The 16,110-nt window shown below is 62.7% G+C and carries 11 protein-coding genes and 1 pseudogene; 4 read left to right on the top strand and 8 right to left on the bottom strand.

The genetic code is table 11. The features are described 5' to 3' along the window. Nucleotides 1–2 precede the first annotated feature (2 nt). The 3 genes from ABLV49_RS05180 to ABLV49_RS05170 all read right to left on the bottom strand — a co-directional run bounded on the left by ABLV49_RS05180 (nucleotide 3) and on the right by ABLV49_RS05170 (nucleotide 4,634). Entirely contained in the window at nucleotides 3–140 is a 138-nt protein-coding gene (locus ABLV49_RS05180) for a hypothetical protein (RefSeq protein ID WP_349280552.1), read from the bottom strand. 340 nt (nucleotides 141–480) lie between these two features. Then, nucleotides 481–2,349, bottom strand: a complete 1,869-nt coding sequence (locus tag ABLV49_RS05175; RefSeq protein ID WP_349280551.1) for a GspE/PulE family protein — start codon at nucleotides 2,347–2,349, stop codon at nucleotides 481–483. 317 nt (nucleotides 2,350–2,666) lie between these two features. Continuing rightward, nucleotides 2,667–4,634: a GspE/PulE family protein gene (locus ABLV49_RS05170; protein ID WP_349280549.1), complete on the bottom strand. Its 1,968-nt coding sequence runs from the start codon at nucleotides 4,632–4,634 to the stop codon at nucleotides 2,667–2,669. Nucleotides 4,635–4,913: 279 nt separating this feature from the next. Between ABLV49_RS05170 and ABLV49_RS05165 the strand changes: the two genes are divergently transcribed. Both ABLV49_RS05165 and ABLV49_RS05160 read left to right on the top strand, forming a co-directional pair. Further along, entirely contained in the window at nucleotides 4,914–6,059 is a 1,146-nt protein-coding gene (locus ABLV49_RS05165) for an alpha-hydroxy acid oxidase (RefSeq protein ID WP_349280547.1), read from the top strand. A gap of 47 nt (nucleotides 6,060–6,106) precedes the next feature. Beyond that, nucleotides 6,107–6,679, top strand: a complete 573-nt coding sequence (locus tag ABLV49_RS05160; protein WP_349280546.1) for a hypothetical protein — start codon at nucleotides 6,107–6,109, stop codon at nucleotides 6,677–6,679. Between the two features lie 121 nt (nucleotides 6,680–6,800). Here ABLV49_RS05160 and ABLV49_RS05155 read toward each other — a convergent pair whose 3' ends face one another. The 3 genes from ABLV49_RS05155 to ABLV49_RS05145 form a co-directional block, all read right to left on the bottom strand. After that, on the bottom strand, nucleotides 6,801–7,718 hold the full coding sequence (locus ABLV49_RS05155; protein WP_349280544.1) for a c-type cytochrome: 918 nt from the start codon (nucleotides 7,716–7,718) through the stop codon (nucleotides 6,801–6,803). A gap of 182 nt (nucleotides 7,719–7,900) precedes the next feature. Then, nucleotides 7,901–8,722 (bottom strand): alpha/beta fold hydrolase, encoded by an 822-nt coding sequence (locus ABLV49_RS05150; protein ID WP_349280542.1) that lies wholly within the window; start codon nucleotides 8,720–8,722, stop codon nucleotides 7,901–7,903. A gap of 174 nt (nucleotides 8,723–8,896) precedes the next feature. Beyond that, nucleotides 8,897–9,709, bottom strand: a complete 813-nt coding sequence (locus tag ABLV49_RS05145) for an SPFH domain-containing protein (protein ID WP_349280540.1) — start codon at nucleotides 9,707–9,709, stop codon at nucleotides 8,897–8,899. A 228-nt stretch (nucleotides 9,710–9,937) separates the two neighbouring features. Here ABLV49_RS05145 and ABLV49_RS05140 point away from each other — a divergent pair, with 228 nt between their 5' ends. Next, the gene (locus ABLV49_RS05140; RefSeq protein ID WP_349281606.1) at nucleotides 9,938–11,152 is read left to right on the top strand and encodes a Y-family DNA polymerase; all 1,215 of its coding nucleotides are present in this window, start codon (nucleotides 9,938–9,940) and stop codon (nucleotides 11,150–11,152) included. Between the two features lie 218 nt (nucleotides 11,153–11,370). Continuing rightward, nucleotides 11,371–12,540 (top strand): sensor histidine kinase, encoded by a 1,170-nt coding sequence (locus ABLV49_RS05135; protein WP_349280539.1) that lies wholly within the window; start codon nucleotides 11,371–11,373, stop codon nucleotides 12,538–12,540. A 1-nt stretch (nucleotide 12,541) separates the two neighbouring features. Here the strand turns inward: ABLV49_RS05135 and ABLV49_RS05130 are convergent. Further along, nucleotides 12,542–14,013: pseudogene (locus ABLV49_RS05130) on the bottom strand (DUF1501 domain-containing protein). 12 nt (nucleotides 14,014–14,025) lie between these two features. Continuing rightward, nucleotides 14,026–15,864, bottom strand: coding sequence for a DUF1800 domain-containing protein (locus ABLV49_RS05125; RefSeq protein WP_349280538.1), 1,839 nt, complete (start codon nucleotides 15,862–15,864; stop codon nucleotides 14,026–14,028). Nucleotides 15,865–16,110: the final 246 nt, after the last annotated feature.

Here is a 16,110-nt window from a genome sequence, read left to right as displayed (position 1 = left end):
GTTCAGCGCTGAAGGCGCAACTGCCCGATGCCAGCGGCAAGGTGGCTGAAGAGATTGGGCTGGAAGTTCGCGGTGCCGGCGTGCGCCAAGTGCAAAAACAAGGGATGCAGCGCGGTAGAACGCTCAGTGTTCTCGTGCATCTTTAAGGGGCAGGAGTGCTGTCCAGTTGCAAAAACTGCAGCGATAACGCTTGACAGGCTTGACCAGACTCACAAGTCGGTCACGCAGCCTTCGCTTTACGCGCATGGCGGTCTCTCCGCATTGCGGGCAAACGATTTTTCCTTTGCGCGGGGGTGTCGGCAGGTCAGTCATAAAAGGGCCTTGAATGTCGTGTTGCAACCAGGTGGGACAGGTACGGAGCTGTAAAAACGCGATGAAGTTCACAGTTTTTTGCCAACCGGGCCGATTCCCTGGCGGGGTCAAGCAATTCGCAGGCCAAGCCTGTGTTTCAAACCCGGATTTGAGTCCGTCCTGGGCTGATCACAGATAAGCCAGGCGCGCCTGGCGCAGGTCGATCAGGCCCTGAAGGCATTTTTCAAGCGCGTCATGGCGCAGGCTGCGCATGCCCGACTGAATCGCCTCTTCATAAATCTCGGTGGGCCGGGCATTGCGCTGGATGAGCAGCCGCAGCGTCGGGCTGTTTTCCAGGATTTCATAGATGCCCATTCGCCCCTTGTAGCCCTTGCCGCCGCAGTGGTCGCAGCCCTGCGCCGTTTTGAGCGTGACCTCCTCGGGCGCCTGAACCCCGGCGGCGGCCAGCAGGCGCCGGACGCCCTCTTCCTCGCTCAGGGGCGAGGCCTGCACATATTCCTTGACCAGTTCAGAAAATTGCCCGGGCAGCAACGGCCCCTTTTGCGAACAGTGCACGCACAGCGACCGGATCAGCCGCTGCGCCACGATGCCGACCAGCGAATCGGCGAAGTTCATCGCATCCATGCCCAGGTCCAGCAGGCGCACGACACTCTCGGAGGCACTGTTGGTGTGCAGGGTTGACAGCACCAGGTGGCCGGTCAGCGAGGCTTCAATGACAATCCTGGCGGTTTCGGTGTCGCGGATTTCGCCGATCATGATGACGTCCGGGTCGGCCCGCAAGAAGCCCCGCATGGCATTGGCAAAGGTCAGCCCGATCTTCGGGTTGACCTGCACCTGGCGCAGGCCGGGCTGGGTGATTTCTATCGGATCCTCGGCGGTCCAGATTTTGCGTTCCTCGGTGTTGATTTGCGCCAGCATGGAATGCAGCGTGGTGGTCTTGCCCGATCCGGTCGGACCGGCCGCCAGGATCAGGCCGAAGGAGCGCGCCGACATGCGCGCCACCGCCTCGGCATCGCGCGGCTGCAGGCCCAGCCTGGCCAGCGGCACCGGCTTTGACGAGGCCAGCAGCCGCATCACCACGTCCTCCATGCCGTCGTGCGTCGGCATGATGGACACCCGCAACTCCAGGGGGTCGCCGCCGAACTCGCTGAAACTGATCTTGCCGTCCTGCGGCCGGCGACGTTCGGAAATATCAAGCCGCGCCATCACCTTGATGCGCGACACCATGGCCGCGCGCAGCTTGGGCGAGAGCTTCTGGTACAGCTCCAGGTCCCCATCGCGGCGCAGGCGGATGCGGGTGAACTCCTCGCCCGGATTGGTCTCGATATGAATATCGGAGGCACGAAGGGCCTGCGCGTCCATGATCAGGCGCTTGACCATGCGCACCATGCTGGGTGAATCGCTGAGTTCATCGAGTTCTTCCTGCGTCTGGCCCGATGCCATGGTCCGGACCGCCTCGGCCATCAGGTATTGCATGTCCTGCTCTGCGGGCTCTTCAGTGCCAGCAACAGAAACCGGACCATTGGAGACTTTCGGCATGACGGGCTCATGCGTTTTCTGTCGCTCCTCCTCGGGAGCCTGCCTTGGCGCAAGAGGATTCATGCGCGCCAGGCGCTCCACGATGGCATCGCGGTCCGCCCAGACCATCCTCACGCTGCGGCTGGTCATCATGTGCAGGCGGTTATGCAGTTTCTCGTCGGTGGGATACCAGGTGGCCACGAACAGCGTCTCGTTGGCCTCTCCCAAAAACAGCAGGTCATGCGCGCGCATGATGCTCAGCAGCTGGATATCAAATGTGCGGTCTGGCAGCACAAAGTTGGCGGCATCCACCTCGACGATGCCGGCGGTGCGCGACAGCGCATGGTGAATATCTTCGCGCGTCAGCAGCAGGCGCCGCACCAGCTCAAACGACTTGCTGCGCAGCAACTGCGGGTCTTCACGCATGAGCGCATCAATTTCCCGGGGATTGAGCAAACCCAATTGTTCGATCGCGGCCGCCAGAGTGATGATGGGTTCGGACTTAAGTGTCTGTGTCATCTGCAGAAGCCCGGCCAGCGTGGTCGGGCGCGGCTCTGCATCACCCAGAGAGTCTGGACGGGTCGAAAGAAAGCCGGAATCTGTGGGCAAAAGGTGGACTTTCAAAAAGTGCCACATTATTATGCGGTGCAGTTGACAACTGCCAGCTGCCAGCAGATGCCGCATCAAGGCGCATGCCTGCACCACAGGCCTGGGGGCCAGGTTGAGCCTGAGTCAGGCCGGATCAAGAGTCTCGCTCCTTGCGCAAACGCGCAGGCCACCTGGATCAAAGGCACAAGAATTCCGTTGCGCAGCCTGACCCCGGGGTATCGGGCTGATCACAGATACGCCAGGCGCGCCTGATGCAGGTCGATCAGGCCTTGAAAGCATTTTTCAAGCGCGTCATGGCGCAGGCTGCGCATGCCCGATTTGATCGCTTCTTCATAAATCTCGGCGGGCCGGGCATTGCGCTGGATGAGCAGCCGCAGCGTCGGGCTGTTTTCCAGAATTTCATAGATGCCCATTCGCCCCTTGTAGCCCTTGCCGCCGCAGTGGTCGCAGCCCTGCGCCGTTTTGAGCGTGACCTCCTCGGGCGTCTGAACCCCGGCGGCGGCCAGCAGGCGCCGGGCGCCTTCTTCCTCGCTCAGGGGCGAGGCCTGCACATATTCCTTGACCAGTTCAGTAAATTGCCCGGGCAGCAGCGGCCCCTTTTGCGAACAGTGCGGACACAGCGACCGGACCAGCCGCTGCGCCACGATGCCGACCAGCGAATCGGCGAAGTTCAGCGCATCCATGCCCAGGTCCAGCAGGCGCACGACACTCTCGGAGGCACTGTTGGTGTGCAGGGTTGACAGCACCAGGTGGCCGGTCAGCGAGGCTTCAATGACGATTTTTGCTGTTTCCTGGTCGCGGATTTCGCCAATCATGATGACGTCCGGGTCGGCCCGCAAGAAGCCCCGCATGGCGTTGGCAAAGGTCAGCCCGATCTTCGGGTTGACCTGCACCTGGCGCAGGCCGGGCTGGGTGATTTCTATCGGGTCTTCGGCGGTCCAGATTTTGCGTTCCTCGGTGTTGATTTCGGCCAGCATGGAATGCAGCGTGGTGGTCTTGCCCGATCCGGTCGGGCCGGCCGCCAGGATCAGGCCGAAGGAGCGCGCCGACGTGCGCGCCACCGCCTCGGCATCGCGCGGCTGCAGGCCCAGTTTGGCCAGCGGCACTGGCTTCGAGGAGGCCAGCAGCCGCATCACCACGTCCTCCATGCCGTCGTGCGTCGGCATGATGGACACCCGCAACTCAAGACTGTCGCCGCCGAACTCGCTGAAATTGATCTTGCCGTCCTGCGGCCGGCGATGCTCGGAAATATCGAGCCGGGCCATGATCTTGATGCGCGACACCATGGCCGCGCGCAGCCTGGGCGAGAGCTTCTGGTACAGCTCCAGGTCACCGTCGCGGCGCAGGCGGATGCGGCTGAACTCCTCGCCCGGATTGGTCTCGATGTGAATATCGGACGCATGCAGGGCCTGCGCATCCATGATCAGGCGCTTGACCATGCGCACCATGATGGGCGAATCGCTGGACTCGTCAAGCTCTTGCGGGGCTTTGCGCGGCTGTACCGATGACAGCCCCTGCACGGCTTCGTCCATCAGGTGTTCCATGTCCTGATCGTGGACGGTCACGGCGTTGGTGGCAGCAAGCGGCGTTGTCAATGCCTTGCGCTTGACGGCCTGGTGCGCCGTGAGCATGTCATGCTCGGGGGTCCATTTGGGCGCCAGGGGGTCCATGCGCTCCAGGCGCGCCACAATCGCATCACGGTCAGCCCAGACTACCCGCACGCTACGGCCGGTCAGGGTACACAGGTGGTGATACATGTCCTCGTCAGTGGGATGCCAGCTCGCGATGAACAGCGTCTCGTCGGCCTCCCCCAGGAACAGCAGGTCGTGGTTGCGCATTTTGCGCAGCAGCTGGCCATCGAACGCCCGCTCAGGCAGCATGAAATTGGCCGCATCCACCTCGACGATGCCGGCGGTGCGCGCCAGCGCATGGTGCAGGTCTTCAGGCGTCAGCAGCAGGCGCTCCACCAGCTCTGGCGACCGGCTGCGCAGCAACTGCGGGTCTTCATCCGTCAGCATCTCAATCTCGCGGGGATGGAGCAAGCCGAGTTGCTCCAGCGCCATGGCCAGCGTGATGATGGGTTCAAGCTTCAGATCCTGCGTCGCCCTGAGCAACTGGGTCAGCGTGGTTGGCCGCGCTTTTTCAGGACTCAGGGAGTCCGGACGGGTCGGAAGAAAGCCGGAGTTTGTTAGCAAAATGGCCTTTTTTTGAAGTGGAGACGATTTAATTATGCGATTCCATGCTGGCGAAACACTGACATGTATCAATATAGTTACATGCAAACGTAACCTGTTTATTACAAATATCGTACTTTACACAGGCTTGCTCTTTCAGTCCTCAAGCCGGGCCAAATCGGAGGCTATCCACCGCCCCATTCAGTGGCCAGCCTTGTTGAAATAAATTTCTCCCGCGCAAAATTTATTCACTCGCCACCGGCGCTCAAACCGCTAGCATCAGGCGCTTCAGGAGACAACATGACCGTGATCACCACCATTGAAGACCTGCGCGTGATGGCGCAAAAACGCGTTCCGCGCATGTTCTACGACTACGCCGATTCCGGCTCGTGGACCGAAAGCACCTACCGCGCCAACGAGGCCGATTTCCAGACCATCAAGCTGCGCCAGCGCGTTGCCGTGAACATGGAAAACCGCTCGACGGCCACCAAAATGGTCGGCGTGGACGTGAAGATGCCGGTGGCGATTGCGCCCGTGGGCCTGACGGGCATGCAGCATGCCGACGGCGAGATCAAGGCCGCCAGGGCGGCTGAAAAATTCGGCATTCCCTTCATCCTCTCGACCATGAGCATCTGCTCCATCGAGGACATCGCGGCCAGCACGCAGCGGCCCTTCTGGTTCCAGCTCTACATGATGCGCGACCGCGAAGCCATGGCCGCCATGATCGAGCGCGCCCGCAAGGCCGGCTGCAACGCGCTGGTGCTGACGCTGGACCTGCAGGTGATCGGCCAGCGCCACAAGGATTTGAAAAATGGCCTGACAGCGCCCCCCAAGCCGACGCTGGCCAACATCATCAACCTCATGACCAAGCCGCGCTGGTGCCTGGGCATGGCCGGCACGCGCCGCCACACCTTTGGCAACCTGGTCGGCCACGTCAAGGGCGTGAGCGACATGAATTCACTGTCGGCCTGGACCAACGAGCAGTTTGACCCGCGCCTGTCGTGGGCCGACGTGGCCTGGGTCAAGGAAAAATGGGGCGGCAAGCTGATCCTCAAGGGCATCCAGGATGTGGAAGACGCCCGGCTCGCCGTGCAAAGCGGCGCCGACGCCATCGTGGTGAGCAACCACGGCGGCCGCCAGCTTGATGGTGCGCAGTCCAGCATCACCGCCCTGCCCGCCATCGTTGAAGCCGTGGGTTCGGAGATCGAAGTGTGGATGGACGGCGGCATCCGCTCCGGCCAGGACGTGCTCAAGGCCTGGGCGCTGGGCGCGCGCGGCACCCTGATTGGCCGGGCCATGGTCTATGGGCTGGGCGCCATGGGCGAGGCCGGCGTGACCAAGGCGCTGGAAATCATCCACAAGGAACTCGACATCACCATGGCGTTTTGCGGCCGCACCCAAATCGGCGCGGTGGACAAAAGCATCCTGCTGCCAGGAACCTATTGATTCCGTTTGCGTCCTCTTCACCATGGGTCAACTCACCGGGAACCGTCATGCAATTTTTCACCCTTTTGCGCTGCCTGGCCTGTGCCTTGGTGGCCGGTGGATTGACCTTCAGCGGCTTCGCGGGGGCCTGGGAGCTGGCCGGAACGCAGACCATCCGGTTGCACGGGCGCGACGGCCAGATCATTCCTGTGGGCACGGTGCGTTTTGAACCACGGGGTGAGCAAGTGGTGTTCACGCTCAAGATGGACCCCACCCGCCTGAAAGACTTTTTCCTCTCCATGCGTGAATTCAAGTGTGTCGAAGGGATGGGTGAAGTCATGTGCCATGTGCCTTACCCGTATGCGCACCCGGCCACGGTGAGCATGACGGATTTCGCATGGCTGGAGCACTCGCTGTTGTTCTTCTACAAGCAGCCCCGAGACTTTGGGGCGAAGTTATGGAATGGCGTGTATTACCAGCTAAGCCGGACAGAACGCGGGCTGGAAGGAAAACCGCAGGCGGTGGACTTGAACCAGATCGGCGTACCGCCAGAGAATCTTGCAGTTCCCCCTTTTACGCCCGCCGAGCGCGGTGATGTGCCTGCGGGATTGCGCTGGTTCGACAGACTCACGATTGAGTAGCTGCCTCAAAGCCAGCCCTGCATCGGATACGCTGGCAACCGGCTTGATTGGTCTCAGCTGAAGACACATTGCAAATTTGGCAAATTTCCTGCGCAGACTGCTTTTGCTTTCAGCCTACCCCCTAGCGCTGCCCGAACGGCCGGGCCGGCACGGTCTTCAAATACGCATACACCGCCCGCGCATCGACATCGTTGAGCTGGCGCAGCGACTCGAACGGCATCACCGTGATCACCGTGCCGTCGGGGCGCTTGCCGCTGCGCAGCATGGCGACGAACCGCCCGGCATCCGGGTAGCGTGCCAGCGCACTGCCCTGGCCGGGCGTCAGGTTGGCGGCCGCTGCCCAGTCGGGCGGCGTGCCGGGAATCTTGCCGCCGGACAGGCCGGGGCCATGGCAGCCGATGCACATGTTGGCCACGTAGGCGCCGTGCTCGGCATTCACGGCGGCGGGAATCGGCCGGGACGGCGGCAGGGAATGGTCGATCTTCTGCGCCGCATCCTGGATCGCGTCATAGCCGTACATCAGCCTGACCGGCAGCGACAGCTCGACCACCGCCGCGCTTCCCTTGGCCGGCGGCAGGCTTTTGGCATAAGCCACCACTGCGGCGAGGTCGTCGTCGGTCAGGCGGTTGTAGTCTTCGCTGGGCATGATGAACACCGGCCGGCCATCGGGCTTGACGCCATGGCGCACGGTGCGCTCCCAGTCTTCGGGCGTGTAGCGCGCCACCACGCTGCCTTCGCCCGGCGAGATGTTGGGCGCGGCGATGCGCAGCCCCTTGCCGTCGTTGATGAACTCGCGTCCGGCGCCGTTGCTGCCATGGCATTCGGCGCAGCCGCGCGAATTGAACAGGTACTTGCCGCGCTTCAGCGTGGCCGCATCGGGCGCGGCCACTGCCGTTGCCCAGGTGACCGGCTGAAGATTCAGCCTGACCTGGCGCTGGCTCTTGCGCTCGGCCAGCTGGGTGCCCACCACGGCCGCTGCCGCTGCCGCCACCAACAAGGCGCCAAGCGCGCCCAATGTCCACTTGACCCATCGTTTCATGACGTACTCCCTTGGCTGTCCATCGCCGCCATTCGCCCCGTGGGCAGCGAGACTGCCTGGGGGAACAAGGAAATATTCTGGACTTCGGGCTTTGGGCTGTCAGCAGCGGTTTACACACGGACACCACTGTTTACCTGCAGCACGACACCTGGCGCAGCGGCGGGTCCGCCGCGTTAATCGCATCAATCGCGCAGAAAATCGATCAGGTCATCGCTCAGCTGGTCCTTGTGCGTGACCTGCACGCCGTGCGGCGCGCCGTCGTACTCGATCAGCCTGGCATTGGCGATGCCTTTGGCGGCGGCGCGCCCGGACGCGTCAATCGGCACGGTGTTGTCCTCATTTCCATGAATGATCAGCGTCGGAACCTTGAACGCCGCCAGGTCAAGCCGGAAGTCGGTCGTGGCAAAGGACTTGGCGCATTCCAGCGTGGCCTTCAGGCTGGCCTGCATCGCCACGCTGCGCGCCCAGTCGATGACTTCGTCACTGGCCGGATGCGACATCAGGCTGACACCAAAAAAGTCCCTGAAAAACGTGGCGAAAAATTGCGCACGGTCTTCTTTGATGCGTTGAAGCATCTCGACGAAAACGCCCTGGTCGGTGCCTTCCGGGTTGTCGTCGGTCTGGCGCATGTAAGGCACCACCGATGAAATCAGCGCGGCTTTGGACACCGAGCGTCCGGCGTGGCGCGACATGTAGCGGGCCACCTCGCCGCCGCCCATCGAAAAGCCGACCAGCACCGCATCCTGCACGCCGGTTTGCGTGATCACGGCGGCCAGGTCATCGGTCAGGGTGTTGTAGTCATAGCCCGTCCAGGGCTGTGACGAGCGGCCAAATCCGCGCCGGTCGTAGGCAATGGCACGAAAGCCCGCCTCGGCAATGGCCATGGCCTGGTCGTCCCAGCTGTCCGATGACAGCGGCCAGCCGTGAAGCAGAATCACCGGCGGGCCGCTGCCCCAGTCCTTGACATAGAGTTGGGTGCCGTCGCCGGCAGTCACGTAGTGCATGGCGGGGTGCTTTCATGGATTTGTTAGCCATTCAGTCTTCACCCCGCCCGGTGAAACTTTTGTCGGCTTGTGGCGTGTGGGCATGTAAGCCGCCGGGCTATCGGGTGATCGGGATTGGCTGGCACCCGCTCAGGCTGCCGCGCATCGCCGCCGGTCACCGCCTGTCGAATGCGGCTACTTGGCGTTCACGATGCCCTTGAAGTCGTAGGGCACCACGATGGTGTGGACCTTGCCGGCGGCCACGCCTTCGGCGATCTTCAGGTTGGCCATGGCGTTCATGTAGCCGATGGCGCCGGCATTGGCGTTCAGCGCGGCGATGCGTTCGGCCTCTTTTTTGGCGGTCTGGACCTCGACTTCCTTGGTTTTCAGCTCGTTTTGCGCCCGCACCAGTTCGTTGGCGCTGTTGACGATCACATCGGCCGGCGTGATGGCGCGCACCTGGATTTGCGACACGGTGATCTTGTCGGCCAGCTTTTCCTCGGTCAGCGTCTTGATGACGTTCTCGCGGATTTTCTGCTCGATCAGCGGCCGGTTGTCGGCCATCTTCAGGGATTCGTATTCGCGCGCCACCTTGTAGGCTGCATTGCGCGCACTCAGCGCCACATAGTTCTGCATCAGCAAAATGTCGCCGCCTTTTTCGGAAACGCCGTGAAACGTCCGGTTCTTGGTGGTCCACAGCTCGGACACCGCCGTCGGGTTGACGTTATAGACGACGGTCATGTCAAAGTCCTTGACCGTCGAGTTGTCCGAGGCCAGCGGCGTCATGTTGTCCACCGCCACCGCCACATCCTGGATCTTGAAGGTCACGATGTCGCCGATCAGGGTCTGGTTGAACGAGCCCGGCAAGCGCTCGGTCGGGTCCGTCGTCTTGTCGAAATTGATGCGCAAGCCGACCTCGCCGGTTTCAATCCGGGTGCAGCCGGCAGCCAGCACCAGCGACACGGCCGACAGCGCCGGCATCAGCCGGGCGGCAAGGCGTTTCGGCATCCATTTCCTGGGGTCAATCCTGTGCGGCATGGGCATTCCTTTTTTTAAATTTTTTATGCCGCAGACCGGCACGCAGGGAGTTTACGCAAGACCTGTGGCGGCCAAGGCCGCCCATTGCAAGGCGCTGGCTGCCGCTATGCTTGCAAGGTGAGCACACCCTTCCCGCCCGGCACACCCAGCCCCGGCCCGTCAGCCGGCGGCGACATCCGCCGCATCGCCCATCTCGACATGGATGCGTTTTTCGCGTCGGTCGAGCTGCTGCGCTATCCGCAGCTCAAGGGCCTGCCGGTGGTGATTGGTGGCGGACGGCGCACGGTCGATGAGGCGCTGCTGGCCAGCCATGGCGAGCGGGCGCTGCGCTTCATTCCGGTGGCCGAATTTCCGCGGCTCAAGGATTACGTCGGCCGGGGCGTCATCACCACGGCGACCTATGCGGCGCGGCAGTTCGGCATCGGTTCGGCCATGGGCATGATGAAGGCGGCCAGGCTGTGCCCGCAGGCCATCGTGCTGCCGGTGGATTTCGACGAGATTCGCCGCTTCTCGCGCCTGTTCAAGAGCACGATTGCCGAGGTCGCGCCGCTGATGCAGGACCGGGGCATCGACGAGGTGTACATCGACTTCACCGAGGTTCCGGGCGGCCAGCGCGACGGCGGCCGGGCGCTGGCGCGGCTGATCCAGCGGGCGATTTTCGAGAAGACCGGCCTCACCTGCTCCATCGGCGTGGCGCCCAACAAGCTGCTGGCCAAGATGGCCAGCGAATTCGACAAGCCCAACGGCATTTCAATCGTTCACGAGGCCGATCTGCAAACCCTGATCTGGCCGCTCAATGTGCGCAAGATCAACGGCATCGGCCCCAAGGCGGGTGAAAAGCTGGCGCGGCTCAATGTCCAGACCATCGGCGAGTTGGCGGCGCTGGACCGGCAGTTTCTGATCAGCCAGTTCGGAAAGGCCAGCGGCGCCTGGATGATTGATGCCGCCTGGGGCCGCGACGACAGCCCGGTCGTCACCGAGAGCGAGCCGGTCAGCATGAGCCGCGAAACGACCTTCGAGCGCGACCTGCACGCAGCGCGCGACAAGGCCGAACTGGGCGCGATTTTCACCCGGCTGTGCGAACAGGTGGCCGCCGACCTGCAGCGCAAGGGCTATGTCGCCAGGACCATCGGCATCAAGCTGCGCTATGACGATTTCAGGATCGCGACACGCGACCAGACGGCGCCTGCCTATACCGCTGACGCGCAAGCCATCCGCAAGATGGCCGGGCTGTGCCTGAAGCGCGTGCCGCTGGAGCAAAGGCTGCGTCTGCTCGGCGTGCGCGCCAGCGCCCTGGTAAAAGCCGGCGAAGAGCCCATTCATGAACAAAAAATGCCTTCCGCGCAATCAGGGCGGGCGCAGGCAGCTATTGAAACAATAGCAAACTATCCACTTTTTCCGTCCTGGAGCTAGCGCAACCGGCCCGGCCGGAACGAAAGCTTCCTCTACATTTGCAGCCGGAACCGCGCCGAAGTTGCTATGCTATTAATAGCTATTCAAGCCCGTGCCTATTGCGCAAAATGCCTATTCAATGCTTGAAATTCATTCGTCTGGCAGGCTTGGTTCCTGGGCGTGCGTCAGCACAACGAGCGTAGCGCTAATGTAGAGTGGATATCCCACCAAGGAATCACATGAAAAGCATCTGGGAGCGCGTCAAAGCTGAAAGCGAAAAAAAGCATTCCGAGCGCGTGCTGCTCCACCGGGCCATTGCATCGAGCCAGAACGGAATCACCATTGGACAGGCGAGCGATGGCGAGTTTCCCCTGGTCTATGCCAACCCGGCGTTTTATCGCCTGACCGGCTATGAGCCCGACGATGTGATCGGAAAAGACTGCCGGTTTCTCCAGCGCGGCCTGACAACGCAGCCGGGGCTGCAGACCCTTCGCACAGCAATAGCCAACGGCGTGGAGTCCACCGTGCTGCTGCACAACTTTCGCAAGGACGGCACCGGGTTCTGGAACGAGTTGACGGTGTCGCCGGTGCTCAACGACAGCGGGACGCTGACGCACTATGTGGGCATCCAGTACGATGTCACCGGACGCGAGAATGACGCCCGGGCGATTGCGGCACTGAATCAATCCCTCACCCAGCGAAGCGAAGAGCTGGAGCTGACCAATGCAAGCCTGCGCTCCTTTTCGGCTTCGGCCTCGCACGACCTGCGCGCTCCGCTGTCCTCCATCAAGGGCTTTTGCGCGATGTTGAGGAAATCAGCCGACTTGCCGCAGGGCAGCCGTTCAGCGCATTACATGGCACGCATCGAGGCCAACGCCAACCGCATGGAGCAGCTCATCGAGGCCATGCTGGAACTGGCGCAATCCACGTCAAGCATGCTCAACATGCGCAGCTGCGACCTTTCCGTGATGGCGCAGGAAGTGGTGGACGCCATTCGCACCGCCTCGCCCGAACTGGAGACACAGGTGCATATCGAACCCGGCCTGGTGGCCCGGGGCGACCCGTCGCTTGTGCATTCGGTGCTGCAGAACCTCCTGGGCAATGCCCTCAAATACTCGTCCAGAACGCCAGGCGCCACGGTTCACTTTGGCCGCGAGCCCGGCGACGCTGGCAAGGCCCGGTTTTTTGTGCGCGACAACGGTGCGGGCTTTGACATGAAAAACGCCAGCACCCTGTTTGGCGCCTTCCAGCGCTTTCATTCGGAGAGCGAGTTCCCCGGCACCGGGGTCGGGCTGGCCACCGTGCACCGCATCGTGACCCGGCATGGCGGCGTGGTGTCCGCCGAGTCCGAGCCGGGCAAAGGCGCGGTTTTCTACTTCACGCTGGGCGCTCCGGGCGCGGTGGATTGACTCAAGCCATGAAACCCAGGTTGGCGGGGTAGTCGGCCCGGCTCGCTGCCGGCCCGAAATTCTTCAGATTGGCAAGATACCCGCCAGTTCGGAATCGGCCACGCCGAACCATCTGGCCAGTGTGGCGGCATACTGGTCCACCGAGGTGCTGGGCAGCAGCCGGCCCTGGCCGACATGCCACTGGTCTTGCGCGGCACTGGTATTGCCCAGGCTCACCGGCGGCGGTGAGCCATAGAAAGCCTTGCCTTTAACGGCCCCGCCCACCATGAAATGGTGGCTGCCCCAGCCATGGTCGGAGCCGTCGCCATTGGAGGTCAGCGTGCGGCCGAAATCGGAAGCCGTGAACGCTGTCACCTGTTTCGCCACCCCCAGTGCGGCGGTGGCGTTGTAAAACGCGGTCATGGCATTGCTGACCAGCCCCAACAGGGTGGACTGCTGGGTAATCAGGTTGTCGTGCAGGTCAAAGCCACCCAGGCCGACCAGAAATACCTGGCGCTTGATGCCCAGGTTGCCGCGCGCAGCAATCAGGCGGGCCACCATCTTGAGCTGGTCGGCCAGGCCGTTGGACGCAGGAAAGGCATTGAAGGGCGCATTGGTGGCCGGTAAACCCGCCAGCGCGCCCGTGACGGTGCCTTGCGCGCTGATGGCACGCGCCGTCACGCGGTTGTATTCATTTTCCAGCGCATGGCTTCGGGTCTGCTGAACCAGCTCAAGCATGGCCTGGTTGACCGCGCTGGAGCCGTACACGCTGGAAGCCAGGCTGTTGATCTTCACCGCCCCGTCCGTATTCATCCGGTAGGCAATGGCCGAGTCGCCCGATAAAAAAACCGTGTTGGCCGATAGGTTAATGCAGGTGAACAGCGAATTGCCGGCGTTGGACGACAGCGCCAGATCGCCCAGGTTGCCGCCCCAGCCGACCCGCGAGCCTTCGGGGGCGGACGACTGCCAGACCGACTGCTGGTCGTTGTGCGAAAACAGCTTGGGCGGCAGCGGATAGCTCTTGCGGTCCTTGCTGTTGAACTGCGCCCGGCTCAAGGGCACGACCAGCGGCCCCACGTTGAGTTGCACCGCCGCCTGCCCGGCATTGAACAGCCCGGCCAGCCCGCTCATGGCCGGATGCAGCGCATACTGCCGCCCGTCGGCCAATGGCGTTGCCGGGTTGAGCAGCGTGGCCGCCAGGCTGGCTTTGCCCAGTGCGATGCCGCCGCCCGCCTGGCCCGCGCCACCGCCACGGATGGTGCTGTAGGCGTTGTAGCTCGGATCGTCGTAGGTGACGACGGTGTTGGCGTAGTCGTTGCCGCCAGAGAGGAACACGCACACCAGGGCCTTGTAGTCGGTGGCCCCAAAGGCGGCGGCTTCTCCCATCGCGGCAAGGTTGAGCGCCAGCGGCAAGGCCGCGCCCGTCAGGGCGAGCTGGCCGGTGCGACGCAGGAAGGCACGCCGGGTGTGGCGTGCGGGCTGGATGAAGTGCATGGTGTCCTCCTTTTATTTTTGGATCAGGTAGTCGGCAGACGCCATGACCAGCAGCACGGCGGCGGCGACCCGGTCGAGCTTGAAGGCATCGCTGCTGTCAGCCTGGACAGGCGTGGCGTTGAGCGCGGTAACAATCAATGTTTGCGTGGCGGCGGAAAGCGCTCCGGCACATAACACCAGCCCAAGGTGGCTCACCAATGCTGCGGTGCTGGAGGTGAGCAGCAGCAATTCCCGGGCATAGCCCGCTTTCACATCGGGCAGAAAAATGCCCGAGCCGTTGGCAGCCTCAGGCACATCGGGCTTGGGGCAGGAGATGCCGTTGCGAATGACGGACTGCATGTAGTTCAGGTACCCGCCCACCGTGATCTCGTTGACCAGCTGGAACTCGGGCGCTGGCGCATGCGCGGTGGCCATGACCGTGTTGGGCGGCACGAATCCGGGCCTGAAGAAATTGAAGACCGAGGGCGAATGCAGCGGGCTCTGGCCCAGCTGGCTGGCCGGGCTGCTGGTGTTGAATATCTTCCAGCTGCCTGCCGCCGAAGTCGCGCCAAAGCTGCGCGCCCATTGAATCAGCCGCAGCATGGGCTCGCGCAGCTTGCCGAAGCGGGGATCCGTGAGCCCCTGGTCGCCGCGCGCCTCGCTGTCGAGCAAAATGGCCGACCACACCGCGCGCAGGTCGCCCCGCACGCCGGCGCCGTTGTTGTTGAATTTTTCGGCCACGCGGCCGATATAAGCGGCGCTCGGGTTGCTGGTGACCAGGCGCTGAATCATTTGCCGGGCAAAAAATGGCCCGGCATTGGCATGGTTGAACAGGGTGTCCAGCGCCGTCTTCAGCGCTGCGGGGCCTGGCGTGTTGGCGGGAATGGTCACGCCCAGAAAGGCCGCTTCCAGGCTCGAATGCTTGCTTGCATCGAAGGCCATCGGCTTGCGGGCGAAGTCCCTGGACTCGATGGTCGTGCTCTGGCCCGCCACGGCGATGCGCGCGCCATCGGACTTGTCAAAGTCATACCCGGTGAACACGCGCGCCAGGTTGACCACATCCGACGGGGTGTAAGTCTCGACAGGGTTGCCGCCGGCGTCCATCTTTTCGCTGCCATCGATGTTGAGCTGATACAGCCCGATGCTGAACAGCTGCATGACCTCGCGCGCATAGTTCTCGTCGGGTGTGCTGCCGGTGCTGGTGTTTTCCTTCAGGTTGCCCTTGGTGTTCAGGTAGAAGCCCATCGCCGGATGGAGCGTCACGTCTTCAAGCAACTGCCGGAAGTTGCCAAAGGCGTTTTTCACCAGCGTATCCCAGTAATGGGTGAACGCATGGCTGCGCCAGCTGAACTCCGAGGTGTCCAGCGACACCACGAACAGCTCGGACAGCGCCAGGGCCATGCGCTTGCGCATCGCATCCGGGCTGCTCATGAGCTGGTTCCAGAGCATGAATTCGGCCGGATAGACAGTGGCGAAATAGAGGTTGCCATCCACCTTCCCGTAGCCCCGCGCTTCCAGCCAGTCCCAGCCCGTCGGTCCGGGAGCCGCTTCAAACTGCCGGGTTAGCCAGCCGGAAAAACCCACCTGGCGCGCATCGGCGATTTCGGACTCGCTGGATGAAAACTGCGCCTGCTGCAGGAAGCGGGCGGCACTGGCATCGGCCGCGTTGACAGGCTGGACATCGTTTGAAACCGCAGTCGCGCCGGTAGCGGCGCCCGTGCCGCCGCCACCGCCGCCACCGCCGCCGCCGCCACACGCAGCGAGCAGCGCCGTGGCCGCCAGTCCCGCAGTGGTTGTTGCTTTCGGTAGAGCGGTGTGCGCTGCCTGCGAAGTCGTCTCCTGTTCGCACTCTCTTTCTGGTGTAACAAGCATTTCGTCCCCTTTGCAATATTTATTGTTAAAAGTAAGTTCGTCGGATCATTCTTGCGCCGGGTCACAGCTAATACATGCCGAAAGATCAGCTCTTACACGTCTTGCAATGGGCAACTGACCACTTTTAAATACCGTTTCGTCGTGTGGATGCGCGGTTCAAGCGCGGCATGGACAGGGCTGATCCCGCCTCCTGCCGGCCGGCAACGAACAGGCTCAAAGAGGGTTCTGGCGGCGCCGAAAGCGAGC

The organism is Polaromonas hydrogenivorans, from assembly GCF_040105105.1.
In the GTDB taxonomy this organism is placed as follows: Bacteria; Pseudomonadota; Gammaproteobacteria; order Burkholderiales; family Burkholderiaceae_C; genus Polaromonas; species Polaromonas hydrogenivorans.
Note: the sequence above shows the minus strand (reverse complement) of the source record. Positions and strands in the feature narration are given on the sequence as shown.

Coding starts and splice junctions, on each gene's coding strand:
- ABLV49_RS05135 (WP_349280539.1), top strand. CDS start 11,371: ATGAAAAGCATCTGGGAGCGCGTCAAAGCTGAAAGCGAAAAAAAGCAT.
- ABLV49_RS05155 (WP_349280544.1), bottom strand. CDS start 7,718: ATGAAACGATGGGTCAAGTGGACATTGGGCGCGCTTGGCGCCTTGTTG.
- ABLV49_RS05145 (WP_349280540.1), bottom strand. CDS start 9,709: ATGCCGAAACGCCTTGCCGCCCGGCTGATGCCGGCGCTGTCGGCCGTG.
- ABLV49_RS05140 (WP_349281606.1), top strand. CDS start 9,938: ATGGATGCGTTTTTCGCGTCGGTCGAGCTGCTGCGCTATCCGCAGCTC.
- ABLV49_RS05125 (WP_349280538.1), bottom strand. CDS start 15,864: ATGCTTGTTACACCAGAAAGAGAGTGCGAACAGGAGACGACTTCGCAG.
- ABLV49_RS05160 (WP_349280546.1), top strand. CDS start 6,107: ATGCAATTTTTCACCCTTTTGCGCTGCCTGGCCTGTGCCTTGGTGGCC.
- ABLV49_RS05165 (WP_349280547.1), top strand. CDS start 4,914: ATGACCGTGATCACCACCATTGAAGACCTGCGCGTGATGGCGCAAAAA.
- ABLV49_RS05175 (WP_349280551.1), bottom strand. CDS start 2,349: ATGACACAGACACTTAAGTCCGAACCCATCATCACTCTGGCGGCCGCG.
- ABLV49_RS05180 (WP_349280552.1), bottom strand. CDS start 140: ATGCACGAGAACACTGAGCGTTCTACCGCGCTGCATCCCTTGTTTTTG.
- ABLV49_RS05150 (WP_349280542.1), bottom strand. CDS start 8,722: ATGCACTACGTGACTGCCGGCGACGGCACCCAACTCTATGTCAAGGAC.